Annotated in this window: 12 protein-coding genes and 3 pseudogenes; 10 read left to right on the top strand and 5 right to left on the bottom strand. The window is 71.2% G+C overall.

Annotation, left to right across the window (positions count from 1 at the left end):
• Positions 1–149 precede the first annotated feature (149 nt).
• The 4 genes and pseudogenes from BFF77_RS36835 to BFF77_RS13225 all read left to right on the top strand — a co-directional run.
• Positions 150–377: pseudogene (locus BFF77_RS36835) on the top strand (threonine ammonia-lyase); the annotation flags it as partial.
• Between the two features lie 2 nt (positions 378–379).
• Positions 380–1,388 (top strand): threonine ammonia-lyase (ilvA, locus tag BFF77_RS13235; protein WP_245703401.1); only part of this gene is annotated, 1,009 nt, incomplete at its 5' end.
• A 321-nt stretch (positions 1,389–1,709) separates the two neighbouring features.
• Positions 1,710–2,720 carry an ATP-binding cassette domain-containing protein gene (locus BFF77_RS13230; RefSeq protein WP_066948220.1) on the top strand — a complete coding sequence of 337 codons (1,011 nt, stop codon included), beginning with the start codon at positions 1,710–1,712 and terminating at the stop codon, positions 2,718–2,720.
• Complete coding sequence (locus BFF77_RS13225) at positions 2,717–3,568, top strand: ABC transporter permease (protein WP_066948217.1); 852 nt, start codon at positions 2,717–2,719, stop codon at positions 3,566–3,568. The genes BFF77_RS13230 and BFF77_RS13225 overlap by 4 nt, the downstream gene beginning before the upstream one ends.
• A gap of 126 nt (positions 3,569–3,694) precedes the next feature.
• Here BFF77_RS13225 and greA read toward each other — a convergent pair whose 3' ends face one another.
• On the bottom strand, positions 3,695–4,192 hold the full coding sequence (greA, locus tag BFF77_RS13220) for a transcription elongation factor GreA (protein ID WP_066948214.1): 498 nt from the start codon (positions 4,190–4,192) through the stop codon (positions 3,695–3,697).
• A 229-nt stretch (positions 4,193–4,421) separates the two neighbouring features.
• Positions 4,422–4,823, bottom strand: coding sequence for a DUF4307 domain-containing protein (locus BFF77_RS13215; protein WP_066948211.1), 402 nt, complete (start codon positions 4,821–4,823; stop codon positions 4,422–4,424).
• Positions 4,824–4,920: 97 nt separating this feature from the next.
• Here BFF77_RS13215 and mca point away from each other — a divergent pair, with 97 nt between their 5' ends.
• The gene (mca, locus tag BFF77_RS13210) at positions 4,921–5,802 is read left to right on the top strand and encodes a mycothiol conjugate amidase Mca (protein ID WP_066948208.1); all 882 of its coding nucleotides are present in this window, start codon (positions 4,921–4,923) and stop codon (positions 5,800–5,802) included.
• Positions 5,795–6,040, top strand: coding sequence for a hypothetical protein (locus BFF77_RS13205; RefSeq protein WP_425424369.1), 246 nt, complete (start codon positions 5,795–5,797; stop codon positions 6,038–6,040). Before mca ends, BFF77_RS13205 begins: the two co-directional genes overlap by 8 nt.
• Positions 6,041–6,414: 374 nt before the next feature.
• Here BFF77_RS13205 and BFF77_RS13200 read toward each other — a convergent pair whose 3' ends face one another.
• Together BFF77_RS13200 and BFF77_RS13195 are read right to left on the bottom strand one after the other, a co-directional pair.
• On the bottom strand, positions 6,415–9,777 hold the full coding sequence (locus tag BFF77_RS13200; protein WP_066948203.1) for a tetratricopeptide repeat protein: 3,363 nt from the start codon (positions 9,775–9,777) through the stop codon (positions 6,415–6,417).
• Positions 9,778–9,943: 166 nt separating this feature from the next.
• A complete protein-coding gene (locus BFF77_RS13195; RefSeq protein ID WP_066948200.1) occupies positions 9,944–10,510 on the bottom strand; it encodes a Uma2 family endonuclease in 567 nt (188 codons plus the stop codon).
• Positions 10,511–10,751: 241 nt separating this feature from the next.
• Here BFF77_RS13195 and BFF77_RS13190 point away from each other — a divergent pair, with 241 nt between their 5' ends.
• The 4 genes and pseudogenes from BFF77_RS13190 to BFF77_RS13175 all read left to right on the top strand — a co-directional run.
• Positions 10,752–12,824, top strand: coding sequence for a thioredoxin domain-containing protein (locus BFF77_RS13190; protein ID WP_066948198.1), 2,073 nt, complete (start codon positions 10,752–10,754; stop codon positions 12,822–12,824).
• Between the two features lie 206 nt (positions 12,825–13,030).
• Positions 13,031–14,332, top strand: coding sequence for a glycosyltransferase (locus BFF77_RS13185; protein WP_066948229.1), 1,302 nt, complete (start codon positions 13,031–13,033; stop codon positions 14,330–14,332).
• The gene (locus BFF77_RS13180) at positions 14,329–16,116 is read left to right on the top strand and encodes an ArnT family glycosyltransferase (RefSeq protein WP_425424368.1); all 1,788 of its coding nucleotides are present in this window, start codon (positions 14,329–14,331) and stop codon (positions 16,114–16,116) included. The genes BFF77_RS13185 and BFF77_RS13180 overlap by 4 nt, the downstream gene beginning before the upstream one ends.
• Positions 16,113–16,514 (top strand): annotated as a pseudogene (locus BFF77_RS13175) (glycosyltransferase family 2 protein); the annotation flags it as partial. The gene BFF77_RS13180 and the pseudogene BFF77_RS13175, both read left to right, overlap by 4 nt.
• Before the next feature lie 54 nt (positions 16,515–16,568).
• On the opposite strand, the pseudogene BFF77_RS36830 reads toward BFF77_RS13175, so the two are convergent.
• Positions 16,569–16,664 (bottom strand): annotated as a pseudogene (locus tag BFF77_RS36830) (hypothetical protein); the annotation flags it as partial.
• Between the last annotated feature and the right edge of the window lie 28 nt (positions 16,665–16,692).

Raw genomic sequence — 16,692 nt, 5'->3', positions numbered from 1 at the left:
GGGCTCTCTTGTGCGGGGGTCGGTTGGTGGGGGACAGAGTACGCGTGGATGACCCCGCCCGTACCGGAGCTGCGTAAACCCATGGGCAGGGATTCACGGTCGGCGGTCATGGACCGCCGCCGGGCCGGTGAACTGCGAGACTGACAAGCATGAGCTTCGGTACGTCCCGCCCCGTGCGTCCCTTGATCCTCGATGACGTCCGAGGGGCACAGAAGATGCTCTCCGGCGTCGCGAGGACCACCGCGATGGAGGGCAGCAGATATCTGACGCGGCTCGTGGGCGCCCCCGTCCATCTCAAGTGCGAGAACCTCCAGCGGACCGGTTCGTTCAAGCTCCGCGGTGCCTATGTGCGGATCGCGGGCCTCTCGCCCGAGGAGNNCGAGGAGCGCGCGGCGGGCGTCGTCGCCGCCAGCGCCGGCAACCACGCCCAGGGCGTCGCGCTCGCCTCCACCCTCCTCGGGGTGCGGTCGACGGTGTTCATGCCGGTCGCGGCGCCGCTGCCCAAGATCGCGGCCACCCGTGACTACGGCGCCGAGGTCCGGCTGCACGGACAGGTCGTGGACGAGACACTCGCCGCCGCGCAGGAGTACGCCCGCGACACCGGCGCGGTCTTCATCCACCCCTTCGACCACCCGGACGTCATCGCCGGACAGGGCACGGTCGGGCTGGAGATCCTGGAGCAGTGCCCGGAGGTACGGACGGTCGTCGTCGGGATCGGCGGTGGCGGACTGGCCGCGGGCATCGCCCTCGCGGTGAAGTCCGTACGGCCCGAGGTGCGGGTGATCGGCGTACAGGCGGAGGGCGCGGCCTCGTATCCGCCCTCGCTGCGCGCGGGCCGGCCCATGTCCATCGGGACACCGCAGACGATGGCGGACGGCATCAAGGTGGGCCGGCCGGGCGATCTGCCGTTCCAGATCGTCCAGGAGCTGGTGGACGAGGTGCGCACGGTCTCCGAGGACGAGCTGTCCAGCGCGCTGCTGCTCTGCCTGGAACGGGCGAAGCTGGTCGTGGAGCCCGCGGGCGCGAGTCCCGTGGCCGCGCTGCTGAGCGATCCCGGGGCCTTCCGGGGACCGGTGGTGGCGGTCCTGTCCGGCGGGAATGTGGACCCGGTGCTGATGCAGCGCGTCCTGCGGCACGGAATGTCCGCGGCCGGACGCTATCTGAGTCTGCGGGTACGGGTGACGGACCGGCCGGGCGCGCTCGCGACGATGCTCACGGTGTTGTCAGTGGCGGATGCCAATGTTCTCGATGTCAGCCATGTACGGACCGATCCACGGCTCGGGCTGACGGAGGCGGACGTGGAGGTGCATCTGGAGACGAAGGGCCCGGCGCACTGCTCGGAGGTCGAGACGGCACTGCGGACGGCGGGCTACACGGTTCTTCGGTAGGACACGAGGGCGCGCAGCGCGCGCTCGGCGGGGCGCGGCTCGTCGTCGACCACGAAGGCGCGAAGGCACGAGGACGTACAGGCACGAGGACGTACAGGCGCGAGGACACACAGGGCGAGGACACGGAGACGCGGGGACGCGAAGGCGCGCGGGCCGAGGTGGGCGCGCCCGGACACCTTCGGCGCGCACCGAAACCAGGGCGTCCGATTTTCTTTACTTCTGGCTTACATCCAGCTCTTGTGGGTCGCGATGTATCGCGTTACCGTGCTGCGTCAGCAAGCACCGAAAGCAGCACCACAGCGATCCCACTGGAGAAACCTCATGCCAGGCGCCATCTACGCCGAAGGCCTGGTGAAGACCTTCGGCGATGTAAGGGCTCTGGACGGCGTCGATCTCGATGTGCCGGAAGGCACGGTCCTGGGGCTTCTCGGACCCAACGGCGCCGGCAAGACCACCGCCGTACGGGTACTGACCACCCTGCTCCAGCCCGACAGCGGCAAGGCCGTGGTCGCGGGCATCGACGTCCTCAAGAACCCCAACGAAGTCCGCCGCTCCATCGGCCTCTCCGGCCAGTTCGCGGCGGTCGACGAGTATCTGACCGGCCGCGAGAACCTGCGGATGGTCGGCCAGCTCTACCAGATGAGTTCCCGGGCGGCGAAGGCGCGCGCGGACGAGCTGCTGGAGCGGTTCAATCTCGCCGAGGCGGCCGACCGCACGGCCAAGACGTACTCCGGCGGTATGCGCCGCCGGCTCGACCTCGCCGCCGCGCTCGTCGTCTCGCCGCCCGTGATGTTCATGGACGAGCCGACGACGGGCCTCGACCCGCGCAACCGGCAGCAGCTCTGGGGCATCATCCAGGAGCTGGTGGCGGGCGGTACGACACTGCTGCTCACCACGCAGTACCTGGAGGAGGCCGACCATCTGGCCCATGACATCTGTGTCGTGGACCACGGCCGGGTCATCGCGCGCGGCACCGCCGACGAGCTCAAGGCCCGTACGGGCGGCGAGCGCGTCGAGGTCGTCGTGCACGAGCACGACCGGATCGACACCGCACGCACCGTGCTCGCGGCTCTCGGCAAGGGCGGCGAGGCGACGGTGACCGTCGACGAGCACACCCGCAAGCTGACGGTCCCGGTCACGGGCGGCGCCAAGCTGCTCGCCGAGGTCATCAGGGAGCTGGACACACGCGGTGTCGAGATCGACGACATCGGTCTGCGCCGTCCGACCCTGGACGACGTCTTCATCTCCCTGACCGGGCACGCGGCCGAGTCCGAGGACGCGGCCAAGCTCGCCGGGAACACGGCCAAGAACACGAAGGAGGCCGGCAAGTGACCGTCACCACGGAAGCCGTACCGACCACGGCCCCTCGCCCGCGCGGCGGGATCGTCCAGTCGGCCACCGACTCGCTGGTCGTCGCACGCCGCAATCTGATCCGCATGACCAGGATTCCCGAGGTCGTTCTGTTCGGGCTGATCCAGCCGATCATGTTCGTGGTGATGTTCAGCTATGTGTTCGGCGGCTCACTCCAGGTGGGCGGCAGCGTCAACGCCGATGTCTACCGCAACTTCCTGATGGCCGGGATCTTCGCCCAGACCGTGACCTTCGCCACCGCGGGCGCGGGCGCCGGTATCGCCGACGACATGCACAAGGGCCTGATCGACCGGTTCCGCTCGCTGCCCATGGCGCGTGGCGCGGTCCTCACGGGCCGTACGCTCGCCGATCTGGTGCAGACCGCGCTCACCGTGGTGGTGCTCGCGATCGTCGCCGTGCTCGTCGGCTGGCGCATCCACGAGGGCGTACCGAAGGCGCTCGGCGCGTTCGGGCTGCTGCTCCTGCTCGGCTACGCCTTCTCCTGGATCGGCGCGCTGATCGGACTGTCCGTCCGTACGCCGGAGGCCGCCACCTCGGGCGGGCTGATCTGGCTCTTCCCGGTGACGTTCATCTCGAACGCCTTCGTGGACACCAGCGGGATGACGGCATGGCTGCGGCACATAGCCGAGTGGAATCCGTTCAGCGCGACGGTGCAGGCCTGCCGGGTGCTCTTCGGCAACCCGGGAGTCTCGGAGTCCACCGCCTGGCCCATGGAGCATCCGGTGCTGGCCTCGCTGATCTGGTCGGTCCTGATCATCGCGGTGTTCCGGACGCTCGCGGTACGGAAGTACCGCTCGGCGACGGCCTGAGATCCGTACGTACGCCATGACGGCCTGAGATCCGTACGCGGGCCCCTGGCGGCCCGGGATCCGCACACCGCGCGGAACACCCCGCGGAAACAGCCCCCGGCTCCCATGGGCCGGGGGCTGTCGCGCTCAGCCCTGGTACGGCTTGGCGGCCAGGATCTTCACGGAGGCCTTCTTGCCGTTGGGCAGTTCGTACTCCGCGGTGTCGCCGACCTTCTTGCCGTTCACACCGCTGCCCAGCGGGGACTGCGGCGAGTAGGTCTCGATGTCCGAGCTGGCGTACTCGCGGGAGGCCAGCAGGAAGTCCAGCGTGTCGTCCGGATCGCCGTCGAAGGCGATCGTCACGACCATGCCGGGCTCGACGACGCCGTCGTCCGCCGGGGCCTCGCCGACCTTCGCGTTCTGCAGGAGCTGGGTGAGCTGGCGTACACGGAGCTCCTGCTTGCCCTGCTCCTCCTTGGCCGCGTGGTACCCGCCGTTCTCCCGGAGGTCGCCCTCCTCACGGGCCGCCGCGATCTTCATGGCGATCTCGGTGCGGGCGGGACCAGACAGGTACTCCAGCTCGGCCTTCAGCTGGTTGTACGCCTCCTGGGTGAGCCAGGTGACGTTTTCGCTGGTCTGGGTCACAGGTGCTCCTCGTAGGTACCGGGAATACAAAGCAACGCCCTACCCAGAAGGATGTTGCCTTCTCGGTCGGGCGAAACCACGAGCCTAACAATTTCGTGGCGCGAGGGGGAGGACGAAAGCCATCAGATTTACGTCGACGCAGGTCAGCGGCGAGACGTACGGCGGGTCCGACGGGTGGAGCAGGGCCTTCATGGACGACGCGACCGCCGCGGGACCAGTCCGACGGGCCTCAGTCCGACGTACAGCCCAGCAGCTCCGCGCTCGTCGCGGGCGCCGTCGTACGCACGGTGAAGACCTGGTCGATCCTGGTTCCGCCGGGTCCGAACCGCACGTCCTTGCGGCCCACCTCGGCGCCGTTCTCCGCGAGGGAGCGCAGCGTACAGCTCCCGCCGGCGTCCCGGTCCTTGCGGACCTCCAGATGGACTTCCACGGACGTGGCGGAAACCACCTTGAACTTGATGAGCTCGCCGGAGACACTGCGATCGACCACATAGTGGTAGCCGAACCAGCCGATCAGGGCGATCAGCGCGGTGCCGAGTACGGCGCCGACGATCCGCAACCGGTGATCCGCGTGCTCGTCCGCCGAGCGGCCGTACCGGCCGGGGGGGAGCTGCTCGCGCACCACGGCCATGATCGTCCCTTTCCGCGTCGGGCGGCCGGAATTTCCGCCCCCGGGTATCCGTCACTATAGAAGCCGTCCGATGCGACGAATCACTGAGGATCGAGCCTTGACTGAGCAGCTACGGCTGATGGCCGTTCACGCCCACCCCGACGACGAGTCGAGCAAAGGCGCGGCCACCATGGCCAAGTACGTGTCCGAGGGGGTGGACGTGCTGGTCGTGACCTGCACGGGTGGCGAGCGCGGCTCCATCCTCAACCCCAAGCTCCAGGGTGACACCTATATCGAGGAGCACATCCACGAGGTCCGCAAGAAGGAGATGGAGGAGGCGCGCCAGATCCTCGGGGTCGAGCAGGAGTGGCTGGGCTTTGTCGACTCCGGGCTGCCCGAGGGCGATCCGCTGCCGCCGCTGCCCGAGGGCTGCTTCGCGCTGGAGGACGTCGACGAGGCGGCCGGCCGGCTGGTGCGGCTGATCCGCTCGTTCCGGCCGCAGGTCGTCACGACGTACGACGAGAACGGCGGGTATCCGCACCCGGACCACATCATGACGCACAAGATCTCGATGGTGGCGTTCGACGCCGCGGCGGACAAGGCGAAGTATCCGGAGGACGAGTTCGGTCCGGTCTGGCAGCCGCAGAAGCTCTACTACAACCAGGGCTTCAACCGGCCGCGCACGGTCGCGCTGCACGAGGCGCTGCTGGCGCGCGGTCTCGAGTCGCCGTACGGGTCCTGGCTGGAGCGGTGGAAGGAGATCGAGCGCGAGGAGCGGACGCTGACCACGCACGTCCCCTGCGCCGACTTCTACGAGATCCGGGACAAGGCGCTGATCGCGCACGCCACGCAGATCGATCCGGACGGGGGCTGGTTCCGGGTGCCGATGGACGTCCAGCGGGAGGTCTGGCCGACGGAGGAGTACGAGCTGGCGAAGTCCCTCGTCGATACGTCCCTCCCCGAGAACGACCTCTTCGCGGGCATCCGCGACAATGCCTGATATGTATGCGACCCAGGCAATGACGCACATGCTGCCGCTCGCCAAGGAACTGGACGAGAACAAGGTGACGCCCGGTGTGCTCGGGTTCATCGTGTTCGCGGTGATGGCGGGCGGTGTGTGGCTGCTGATGAAGTCGATGAACCGGCACATGAGCATGGTCAACTTCGAGGAGAAGCCGGAGCCGGAGAAGACCCCGGCCGCGGCCCCGGCGAAGCCGCCGCACGGCGACTCGGAATAGCGCGCCGGCGGCCCGCCGGCCGCCCCGCACGGTGCGGCCGGCCCCCGGCCCTACGGCCCCGGCTCTACGGCCCCCGCCCGGCGCGGACCGGCCGGGGGCGGCGGTGGGCGCGGGCGGGTCCTGTCCGCCGCGCGGACGCCCGGACGCCGGGGTCCGGCGCCTCGCGTCCGGGCCGGGACGCGCCCGGGGGCGGCGCTGCGCGCGACGCGGGCGGCGGGTTCTCGGGCGGCGCGCGTGCGTTCCGTGCGTACGCGTCCTCGCACCGTCCGATCGCGCGGGCTCCGTACGTACGCGCGCGTCCTTCCGGCGCCCGATGACGCCGGGCGCCGGTCCGGCTCTGCGTCGCGGACCCGCGAAGATCCGCCGGACAGGGCCTACGCCGGTGTCGTGTCCACCGGGACGCCCATGACCTCGCGGGCGTGCCGGGTCGGGACCATGCCGAGGTGCCAGGCCTGCCAGCCGTCGTCCAGGGACACGCCTCGGCGGAGCATGACCGTGTAGGCGTCCGCGCAGTCCTCCAGTTTGCCGTCGCGGTGCGCGTGGCGGGTGGCGGTCAGTTCCGCCAGCTCCTGTTCGGCCACCGCCGAGCCCACCTCGGTACCGCCCGCCGAGGCGTACGGCAGCAGCGTGCAGCGCAGGAAGCGCGACCAGTCGGCGCCGCGCTCGTCGCCGTACGAGGCGAAGAGCGCCGTCGCCTCGTCGCAGAGCTGGAGCGCCTGGGCCGCGCGGTTGTTGCCCGCGTCGATGACGGCCAGTTCCAGACACGTCCACGCCTCGCCGTGCGCGACACCGATCCGGCGGAAGTCCGCGCGGGCGTCGACCAGGAGCTGACGGGCGAAGCCCGAGTTGCGGAGATTGCCGGTCCGGGCGGCGCGCTGGTCGCGGGTGACCCGGCCCGAGTGGTGCCGGGCGCAGGCCAGCCCGTACACGTCCCGCATGCGCGAGAACATCGTGCGGGCGCGTTCCAGCTCCCGTACCGCCTCGTCCCGGCCGCCGTTCTCCTCCAGCGCCTGGCCCAGGTAGTAGAGCGTCCAGGCCTCGCCGCGCGCGTCCTCGTTCTCCCGGTGGCGGGCGAGCGCGTCACGGAGCTGTTCGACCGCCGGGCCCGGTTCGCCGTCCACCAGACGGGCCCGTGCGAGCTGGGTCAGCGCCCAGGCCTCGCCGCGGCCGTCATGGGTCCTGCCGTACAGCTCCAGCGCCTCGCCCAGCTCGCCCTCCGCCCGCGCCACGTCGCCCATCCGCAGACAGACCTGGCCGAGCTGGAAGTGCGACCAGGCCTCGCCGTGCACGGACTCGCTCTCGCGGTGCAGCACCAGCGCCGTGGCCAGCATCGTGAGCGCCTCCGCCAGGCCGCCGCGGTCGCGTTCGACCGCGGCGAGGGCGTGCAGCGTCCAGGCGCGGTCCGCCGCCAGCTCGTCGCCGGACTGGAGTTCCAGCGCCTCGCGCAGCTTCGCCGACGCCTCCGGCAGATTGCCCTGGTGGTGCAGGGTGATGCCCAGCGAGCAGAGCGCGCGGGCCGCGCCCGCGTCGTGCTGCGCCTCCCGGTAGAGATCGACCACCGAGGTCAGGGTGGAGCGCGCCTTGTCCAGCTCGCCGAGCTGACGGGCCGCGATACCCGTACGCCACTGGACCGAGCGCACGAGCAGTCCTTGGTCCACCGCCTGCGCCAACTCGCTGATCTCGCCCAGCCGGTAGAGATCGCCGCGCAGCAGGCAGTAGTCGCAGAGCGCGCCGAGCAGATCGAGGACGGCCTGCTGGTCGACGCCCTCCGCGTGCCGCAGCGTGGCCGTGATGAAGCTGGACTCCTCGTCCAGCCAGCGCAGCGCCGCGTCCAGGGAGGAGAAGCCGTGCGCGCCCGCCGCGGTCTTGAAGAGGTCCGCGCGCGTCGATGTCTTGCCGTCGACCAGCCGGATCACGGAGTCGGCCAGCTCCGCGTAGTTACGGATGAGGCGCTCCTGCGCGGCGCCGCGGTCGGCCTCCTGCTCCTCGTCCCGCAGCCGCGCCTGGGCGAAGGCCCGTACGGCGTCGTGCAGCCGGTAGCGGCCGGACCGTACCGGATCGATCAGACCGGCCCGGGACAGCGTGGCCAGCAGTTGTCCCGCCTCCTGCTCGTCCGCGCGCGCGTTGCCGCGCTGGTCCGTGCCGCGGTCCGCGCCCCGGTCCGCGCTGTCGTCCGTCGCCAGCAGCGCCGCCGCGGCGGCGGCGCCCAGGGACGCGCGGCCGGCCAGCGCGAGGCGGCGCAGCAGCCGGCGGGCCCGCTCGGGCTGGTCGGTGTAGCGCAGCCACAGCGCGCGCTCGACCGGCTCCACGGGACCGTAGGCGGCGAGGTCGGCGGCGAGGCTCTGGGCGGTACGGGTGCCGAGCGAGGACCCGGCGACACACAGGGCGAGCGGCAGCCCGCCGCACAACTCCCGTACCTTGCGCGCCGACTGGGCGTCATAGGGCACATCACCGGAGCCGGTGCCGGTGCCGGCGCCCGAGCTGGAACCGGTGCCGCCGAAGGAGCCGCCCCCGGAGCCGGAGCCGCCACCGGCCGCCGCGGCCACCGCCCGCAGCAGTTCCTCGGTGCCCGCGTCGTCCAGCGGCTCCACCGGCAGATGGTGGACCCAGGCCGGTACGCCGGCGGGCAGATCGAGCGGCCCGCGCGCGGTCACCAGCACCAGGCTCTCCGAGCGCTCCGGGACCAGGGTGGCGACCTGCTCGGGATCGGCGGCGTCGTCCAGGATGACCGTCACCGGAAGGCCCGTCAGATGCTGGTGGTAGAGCTCGCCCAGCCGCCGTACCTGCTGCTCCGGGGAGGACCGCTCACGGAAGAGGAGCTGCTCGCGCGGCGCCCCGAGCCGGTTCAGCAGATGCAGCAGCGCGTCGCGCGTCGACAGCGGGGCCTCGCCCGCGTCGCCGCCGCGCAGATCGACGACGCACGCGCCGCGGAACTGGTCCTTGAGCCGGTGCGCCGCCCGTACGGCCAGCGCGGTACGGCCGGAGCCCGGAGCGCCGTGGATCACGACCACGGTCGGCCTGGTCTCCGTCGAGGCGCGGGCCGCGTGGACCCACTGCGCGATCTGCGCCATCTCGGCGCGGCGTCCGGTGAACGGCCCTTCGGGCTGCGGGAGATGGGCGAAGGACTGCTCGAGCACGGTCCGCCGGCGCGCGGCGGCGCTGCGGTCGCCGCCGCGGAGCCGCGGTACGGACTTCTTGGTGGTGCGGCGGGTCGTGGAGGTGAGCACACGCTGCTGGTCGAGGAACGGGCGGATGCCCCGTACCTCCAGCGCGGTCAGCCACTGGAGCCGTAGCTGCTCCGCGCCGCCGGGCTGGCCGGCCGCGCCCGCGCGCTGATGGGCGGCGGGCCAGTGGGACGCGGTCACTTTGGCGACGGTGGCGGCGGCCCCGGCGACGGCGACGACCGCGCCCGCGCCGAGCGCGACACCCGTGGCGGTGCCCAGCGCGACATCGGCGCCGATCGCGGCGGCGGTGGCAACGGCCGTGACCAGCACGGGCGTTCCGATGGCCTGCCTGCTGAACCGGTGGGCCAGGGGCCGCCGCTCCGCCTCCGCCGCCTCCATGGCCCGCGCGTAGGCGGCGTACTCCTCGGCGGCTCCGGACGCCATGGCGTCCAGCGCGCTCCGCCCTCGCGCCAGCAGCGCGCTTCCGTCGGTCCGGCCGCCGGAGCGCCGTACCTCCTCCTCCACAGCACGCACCAACAGCCGCTCGGCTTCGGCCCGGTGGCTCTCCCGCATAAGCGTCCCCCTCCGCAAGCACTGGGTGGAGGGACATTCTCCTGCGCCACCCCCCTGAACGCGAGGGAGAACCGCCGGAGTTCCTCCGGCACAGGGCCGAGAGCCACGAGACACATCCGCTCCCCCGACTCGCAAGATCCGCGGCCGGCCGAGCGCCTGCCGGCCGTCAGGCGGTTCCCAGGTCCACGGTCACGGAGAAGGGTGCGGCGGCCTTGATCACGCCGGTGAACATCTCGCCGTCTCTGTACGCCTTGCTGGCGGGATCGAGAACGTAGGTGTAGATGAGGGGGACACCGGTGGGGGCCTGCTCGATCCGCCAGTAGAAGGGGATGCCGGCTTTGGCGTACTGGTCCACCTTCACGATCCGGTCGGTGGTTTCCGAGCCGGGCGACACGACCTCGGCGACCAGGAGTACGTGTTCGGGGCGGGTGGGCGTGAGGTCGATGGTCTCCGCCCGGTAGACGACGACGTCCGGACGGCGGTTGGTGAGTGGAACGTCCTGAAGGCGGACGTCGAAGTCCGTGTCGGCGTTCCAGTCCGGACCCGCGGCGGCGTCCAGGGCATTGGCAAGGATCCGGGCGAGCCGGTTGTGCCGCTTGGACGCGCTCGGGCTCACGACGACCATTCCGTCCACGATCTCGATGCCGGCACACTGCTCCTCGGACCAGGAGTCGTACTCCTCGGCGCTGATCTGCGTATGCATCCATGCGGGCGCCATCATCTCGGCGGTCATGGGGGTACCTCCTTCGAGGAGCCTCGGCGGGTCCAGCGCCGCCGGCCTCAGCCTACTGTCTTCCGCTGCCGGGGGCCCGACCGGGAAGAGCGCCAGGAGATGTCCGACATCGCCCTGCTCCGTTCGCCCTGGCGGGCCACCGTCGCGGCGCCTCGCAGGCAAGCTCCCCGGGACGGGCGCGAAGGCCGAGCGCATTCCGTGCCTGCGGCGGTGATGCGGAGGGCTGGGGCAGGATGGGGGTATGGCGAACCGACTGGCCCATGAGACCTCTCCGTACCTCCTCCAGCACGCCGGCAATCCCGTGGACTGGTGGCCCTGGTCAGGTGAGGCGTTCGCGGAGGCGCGGCGGCGGGACGTGCCGGTGCTGCTGAGTGTCGGGTACAGCAGTTGCCACTGGTGTCATGTGATGGCGCACGAGAGCTTCGAGGACGCGACGACCGCGAAGTACATGAACCGGCACTTCGTCAACATCAAGGTCGACCGCGAGGAGCGGCCCGATGTCGACGCCGTGTACATGGAGGCCGTGCAGGCCGCCACCGGGCAGGGCGGGTGGCCCATGACGGTGTTTCTGACGGGGGACGGGGAGCCCTTCTACTTCGGTACGTACTTCCCGCCCGCGCCCCGGCACGGCATGGCGTCCTTCCCGCAGGTGCTGGAGGGCGTCAGCGCCGCGTGGACCGACCGGCGCGGGGAGGTCGCCGAGGTCGCCGCGCGGATCGTACGGGAGCTGTCGGGGCGGTCGCTCGCGCACGGCGGCGGGGAGGGCGTGCCCGGTGAGGCGGAGCTGTCGCAGGCGCTGCTCGGGCTCACCAGGGAGTATGACGCGCGGCACGGCGGCTTCGGCGGCGCGCCCAAGTTCCCGCCGTCGATGGTGGTGGAGTTCCTGCTGCGCCATCACGCCCGCACCGGCGCCGAGGGCGCGCTCCAGATGGCGGCCGACACCTGTGAGGCGATGGCGCGCGGCGGGATCTACGACCAGCTCGGCGGCGGCTTCGCGCGCTACTCCGTGGACCGCGAGTGGACCGTGCCGCACTTCGAGAAGATGCTCTACGACAACGCGCTGCTGTGCCGCGTCTACGCCCATCTGTGGCGGGCCACCGGCTCCGATCTCGCCCGGCGGGTCGCGGTGGAGACCGCGGACTTCCTCGTCCGTGAACTGCGCACGGACGAGGGCGGGTTCGCCTCCGCGCTGGACGCGGACAGCGACGACGGCACCGGACGGCACGTCGAGGGCGCGTACTACGTCTGGACCCCGGAGCAACTGCGCGAGGTGCTCGGGGAGCAGGACGCCGAGTTCGCGGCGCGGTACTTCGAGGTCACCGAGGAGGGCACCTTCGAGGAAGGCGCCTCCGTGCTCCAGCTCCCGCAGGGCGGCGGCGTGGTGGACGCCGCGCGCGTCGAGTCCGTACGGTCCCGGCTGCTCGCCGCGCGCGAGGAGCGGCCGCGGCCCGGCCGGGACGACAAGATCGTGGCCGGCTGGAACGGGCTCGCGATCGCCGCACTGGCCGAGACCGGTGCGTACTTCGACCGGCCGGACCTGGTCGAGCGGGCCACGGAGGCCGCCGATCTGCTGGTACGCGCGCACCTCGGCGACACGGCAGGGACCGCGCGGCTCGTCCGTACCTCCAAGGACGGCAGGCCCGGCGCGCACGCCGGCGTACTGGAGGACTACGGGGATGTCGCCGAGGGATTCCTGGCGCTCGCCGCGGTCACCGGTGAGGGCGCGTGGCTGGAATTCGCCGGATTCCTGCTGGACATTGTGCTCGACCACTTCACCGCCGGGGACGGCGCGCTGTTCGACACCGCCGACGACGCCGAACAATTGATCCGCAGGCCGCAGGATCCGACGGACAACGCGACACCGTCCGGCTGGACGGCCGCCGCCGGAGCCCTGCTCTCCTACGCCGCGCACACCGGCTCCGAGGCCCACCGCACCGCGGCCGAGGGCGCGTTGGGCGTGGTGAGGTCCCTGGGGCCGCGCGCGCCGCGCTTCATCGGATGGGGCCTCGCGGTCGCCGAGGCGCTGCTCGACGGACCGCGCGAGATCGCCGTCGTCGGACCCGAGGGGGACGCCGCGGCACGGGAGTTGCACCGTACGGCACTGCTCGCGACGGCACCCGGCGCGGTCGTGGCGTACGGCCCCGCGGGCGGCGACGGGACCGGTGGGGCCGGTGGGGCCGACGGGTTCCCGCTGCTGGCCGACCGGCCGCTGGTCGGAGGGCGGTCCGCCGCATATGTCTGCCGGCGGTTCGTATGCACCGCTCCCACAACCGAAGTGAGCATGCTGCGCGGCGAGTTGGGCGTGTTCGAGTAATCTGTGGCCGGTTTATGACGCACGGTGAATCGGCCTGAAACGCAGTATTCACCCAAACGGCCCTCCCGCCGTCACGGGTCGGCCTTATTGTCTTCACAAGAGGCGCAACAGGTGTGCGTGGGGGGCCTGTTGCGCGAGGGGGATCGAGGGTGCGCCGGCGGCCAGGGGGGCCTTGCCGCGGTCCACCCGGGCCGAGGGGGGCCGTGTTGCTCACGTCCGTGTTCATTGCTGCCGTTTCACTGGCGCTTTTCTGGATGGCCGCGTTCACGCTCTGGTGGCAGATGCACGCCTGGCGTACACCGGAAACGCTGGCCGCGACCAAGTTCGCACCGCCCGACGGAGGCCGGGAGGGCTCGTTCTCCCTGCTCCTGCCCGCCCGGCACGAGCAGGCGGTGCTGGAGCACACCGTCGAGCGGCTGCTCCAGTCCAGCCACACCGACTTCGAGATCATCGTCATCGTCGGACACGACGACCCGGAGACCGCCGAGGTCGCCGAGCGGGCCGCGGCCCGTGACCCGGGACGGGTCAGGGTCGTCGTCGACACCCATGAGGCGAAGAACAAACCCAAGGCACTCAACACCGCGCTGCCGCACTGCACCGGTGATGTCGTCGGAGTCTTCGACGCCGAGGACCAGGTCCACCCCGAGCTGCTGACCCATGTGGACCACGCCTTCCGCTCCACCGGCGCCGATGTCGTCCAGGGCGGCGTCCAGCTCATCAACTTCCATTCGAGCTGGTACAGCCTGCGCAACTGCCTGGAGTACTTCTTCTGGTTCCGCAGCAGGCTCCATCTGCACGCCCAGAAGGGCTTCATCCCGCTCGGCGGCAACACCGTCTTCGTACGGACCGAGGTGCTGCGCACGGCGGGCGGCTGGGATCCGGACTGCCTCGCCGAGGACTGCGATCTGGGCGTACGGCTCTCCAGCGCCGGCAAGAAGGTCGTCGTCGCGTACGACTCGGACATGGTGACCCGCGAGGAGACCCCCGGCTCACTGATGTCCCTGCTCAAGCAGCGCACCCGGTGGAACCAGGGCTTCCTCCAGGTCTACCGCAAGAAGGACTGGAAGCAGCTGCCCACGCCGGGACAGCGGATGCTCGCCCGCTACACGCTGATGACACCGTTCCTCCAGGCCTTCACCGGACTGATCATCCCGCTCAACGTGGGGATCGCGCTCTTCCTGGACGTGCCGGTGTCGATCGCCTTCGTCACCTTCCTGCCGCTGGTCACCGCGCTGGTCACCTTTGTCTTCGAGGTCGTCGGGCTGCACGACTTCGGCAAGCAGTACGGGCTCCGCGTACGGCTCACGCACTATCTGAAGCTCGTCCTCGGCGGCCCCTTCTACCAGGTGCTGCTCGCCGGAGCGGCGATCCGTGCCGTCTGGCGTGAGCAGCGGGGCCGCAGCGACTGGGAGCTGACCAGTCATGTCGGCGCGCATCTCACCCGCGACGCCCAGGGTGTCCAGGGCGCCCAGGGCATTCGAGACATCCGAGAGGACGTCCCCGCGTGACCTCCACACTTCCCGTGGTGACGACCGGTCAGGCGACGGACGTCCCCGCGCAGCCGAACGACGCCCGGAACACGGCACAGGACACGGCGGAGGCGGCGGCGCGGGCCGCGGTACAGGCCGTGCCCGGCAAGGCCGGCGACGGCCGGACCGACAAGACCGGCGACGGCCGGGCGTCCGGCCGGGGGCCCGGCAACAGATGGCTCACCGTCCGGCCCGTGGTGCGCTTCCGCAGGTCCCGCCCCGATCTGCTGCTGTGCGGAGTGCTCCTCGTCGCGATCCTGCTGGTCCAGGGCTGGAACATCCAGCACTATCCGACACTCAGCGACGACGAGGGCACCTATCTCGCGCAGGCCTGGGCGGTCCAGGAGGGCGACGGCCTCGCCCACTACACCTACTGGTACGACCATCCGCCGCTCGGCTGGATGCAGATCGCCTTTCTGACCTGGCTGCCCTCGCTCCTGTCACCCGAGTCGATGACCGTCGCGCCGATGCGGTTCACGATGCTGCTGGTCAGCGCGGCCGGCGCGGTGTTCCTGTACGTACTGGCCCGGCGGCTGTGGCTGCCGCGCTGGGCCGCCGGTCTGGCGATGGCCCTCTTCGGGCTCTCGCCGCTCTCCGTGGTGCTCCAGCGGGAGATCTTCCTCGACAACATCGCCGTGATGTGGATCCTGCTGGCGTTCTGTCTGGCTGCCTCGCCGCACCGTGATCTCTGGCACCACTTCGCGGCCGGGATCGCCGCCGCCGTCGGCGTGCTCACCAAGGAGACGATGCTCGTCATCCTGCCGGCGCTGCTGGTGACCATGTGGCGGTTCAGCCATCGAGACACCAGGAAGTTCGCCCTCACGGGCGCGATCACCGCCTGCGCGCTGATCGGACTCTTCTATCCGCTGTTCGCCCTGCTCAAGGGCGAGCTGCTGCCGGGCGGCGGACATGTCTCGCTCTGGGACGGCATCACGTACCAGATGAGCCGACCCGGCTCCGGCTTCATCCTCGACGCCGGCAGCGGCTCGTACGGAGTGCTCCAGTCCTGGCTCTACTACGACCGGGTGCTGCCGCTCGGCGGTCTCGCCGGCGCCGTCCTGCTGATGGTGACGCTGCGCTGGTCGGTCACGGCGCGGGCGCTCGCGGGCCCGGCGCTCGCCGTGGTGATCCTCACCGCCGTCGCCATGCGCCCGTCCGGTTATCTGCCCGCGATGTATGTCATCCAGGCGCTGCCGTTCCTGGCGCTGGTGCTGGCGGGCGGCGCGGCGAGCATCACCCACGCCGTGCTGCGCAGACGGCGCGGGAGCGCAGAGAGCCGGAAGCTGACCGTCGTGCGCTGGACGGCGCTGGCGGCCCTGGCCGGGACCGCCGCCGTATATGTCGCGCCCCACTGGTACGACGGCAACCGCACCGCCCTGACCGCCGACGCCAACGCTCCCTACCGGGCCGCCGCCTCCTGGATGGCGAAGGAGGTGCCCGATCCCTCCCGGGCCCGGGTGCTCGTGGACGACGCGCTCTGGCTCGACCTCGTGCACGCGGGATACGAACCGGGCCTCGGCGCGATCTGGTTCTACAAGGCCGATCTCGACCCGGCCGTCACCAGGACCATGCCCGGCGGCTGGCGCGACCTGGACTACGTGGTCGCCTCTCCGACAGTGCGGCGCGATGCGCGGGACCTGCCCAATGTGCGGGACGCGCTGGCCCATTCGGACGCCGTCGCCGTCTTCGGCGAGGGCGAGGACCGGATCGAGATCCGGCGGATCGTGACCGCGGCGGCGAAGAGCACGGGAGGCACACGATGAGCGTTCTTCCGCCCACCGGCGCCGGGGAGCCCGGCGGCCCGGTCCGGCACGAACTCGGCGTTCCCGAACTCGAGGCCACGGCGGTGGCCGAGCCGGGCGCCGTCACCGTCATCATCCCGACCTTCAACGAGGCGGGGAACGTACGGGAGTTGCTGCGCCAGCTCACCGACGCCGTACCGGCCAGACTGCCCTGCGAGGTGATCTTCGTCGACGACTCGACGGACGACACACCCGAGGTGATCGCGTCCGCCGCGCAGGACTGCCCGTTCCCGGTCGAGGTGATCCACCGGCAGACCCCCGAGGGCGGGCTCGGCGGAGCCGTCGTGGAGGGGCTGCGGGCCGCGGGCTCCGACTGGATCGTCGTCATGGACGCCGATCTCCAGCATCCGCCCGCCCTCGGGGGTCTGCCGGTGGATCACCTCGACCGGGAACGGGCAGTCCTGCGCGGCGGACGCGATCACCTCGGGTGTGTCGTCCGTCGAGTCGTCGACGAAGATCACCTCGCAGGGCAGTCTGGCCGGTACGGCGTCGGTGAGCTGGCGCAGCAACTCCCGTACGTTCCCCGCCTCGTTGAAG

The organism is Streptomyces lushanensis (genome assembly GCF_001700515.1).
Classification (GTDB): Bacteria; Actinomycetota; Actinomycetes; order Streptomycetales; family Streptomycetaceae; genus Streptomyces; species Streptomyces lushanensis.
This window is presented reverse-complemented; position numbering and strand designations above follow the sequence as displayed.

Excerpts from the sequence above, each read along its gene's own strand:
- BFF77_RS13230 (WP_066948220.1), top strand. The coding sequence starts at position 1,710 with ATGCCAGGCGCCATCTACGCCGAAGGCCTGGTGAAGACCTTCGGCGAT.
- BFF77_RS13215 (WP_066948211.1), bottom strand. The coding sequence starts at position 4,823 with ATGGCCGTGGTGCGCGAGCAGCTCCCCCCCGGCCGGTACGGCCGCTCG.
- BFF77_RS13205 (WP_425424369.1), top strand. The coding sequence starts at position 5,795 with ATGCCTGATATGTATGCGACCCAGGCAATGACGCACATGCTGCCGCTC.
- BFF77_RS13200 (WP_066948203.1), bottom strand. The coding sequence starts at position 9,777 with ATGCGGGAGAGCCACCGGGCCGAAGCCGAGCGGCTGTTGGTGCGTGCT.
- BFF77_RS13195 (WP_066948200.1), bottom strand. The coding sequence starts at position 10,510 with ATGACCGCCGAGATGATGGCGCCCGCATGGATGCATACGCAGATCAGC.
- BFF77_RS13190 (WP_066948198.1), top strand. The coding sequence starts at position 10,752 with ATGGCGAACCGACTGGCCCATGAGACCTCTCCGTACCTCCTCCAGCAC.